Annotated in this window: 1 protein-coding gene; it reads left to right on the top strand. The window is 63.6% G+C overall.

Annotated features, from left to right (window positions below):
- The coding region (locus AX735_RS07910; RefSeq protein WP_446471795.1) for a PHA/PHB synthase family protein at nt 1–756 on the top strand (756 nt) is incomplete at its 5' end.
- Nucleotides 757–1,040 lie beyond the last annotated feature (284 nt).

Raw genomic sequence — 1,040 nt, forward strand, 5'->3', positions numbered from 1 at the left:
CGCGGCGAGGCCGAGCGGGTGAAATCGGTCACCTTCTTCACCGCGCAGGTCGATTTCGAAAAGGCAGGCGACCTCACCCTGTTCGTCGATGACGAGCAACTCGCGCTGATCGAGCAGCTCGGCAGCGCGGGCTATCTCGACGGGCGCTACATGGCCGCGACCTTCAACCTGCTGCGCGGGCGCGACCTCATCTGGAACTATGTGATCAACAACTATCTGCTCGGCGAGGATTACCCCCCGTTCGACCTGCTCCACTGGAATGGCGACACCACCAACCTGCCCGCCAAGTGGCACAAGTCGTATCTGAAGGACCTGTACCGCGACAACCGGCTGGTCCAGCCCGGATCGATCGTGATCGACGGCACGCCGATCGACCTCAGGCTCATCCAGACCCCGGCCTATATCCAGGCGGGGCGCGAGGACCATATCGCGCCGCTGGAAAGCGTGTGGCGGCTGAACGAGGCGCTGTCCGGCCCCACCCGCTTCGTGCTTGCAGGCTCGGGCCATATCGCGGGCGTGGTCAACCCGCCCTCGATGCAGAAATACCAGTACTGGACCAATGACGCGCCCGCGAACAGCCTCGAGCATTTCGTCGCAGGTGCGAAGGAAACCAAGGGCAGCTGGTGGCCCGACTGGATCGAATGGCTCAAGGCGCACGCTCCCAAGACGGTCAAGGCCAAGGGCGCGCGCATCCCCGGCAAGGGCAAGCTGAAAGCCATCGAGGATGCGCCGGGACGCTACGTCAAGGCGCGCTGACCCGCTTGCGGCGGCTTGTGGGCTGCGCTATAAAATCGGCATCAGGTTATTGCGCTCGCCCGCCTTTTGTGCAGTGCAACATTTTCCTTGACGTCAAGCCGGTCGATCACTATTGTGCAGTGCAGCATGAAGCAGCACGAGAGTGAGACCGCAATGTCCGATCAAAGCAAACAGCCCGCCGTCGGGGACGCCGGCAAGGCCTATGCCGCTGCCGCGAGTGCGAAAGCGGAAGCCGTTCCGGCGGCTCCCAAGGCCGAAACTGCCAAGGCTGCCGACCCCGTGGT

It is taken from the genome of Blastomonas sp. CCH1-A6 (genome assembly GCF_001556365.1).
In the GTDB taxonomy this organism is placed as follows: Bacteria; Pseudomonadota; Alphaproteobacteria; order Sphingomonadales; family Sphingomonadaceae; genus Blastomonas; species Blastomonas ursincola.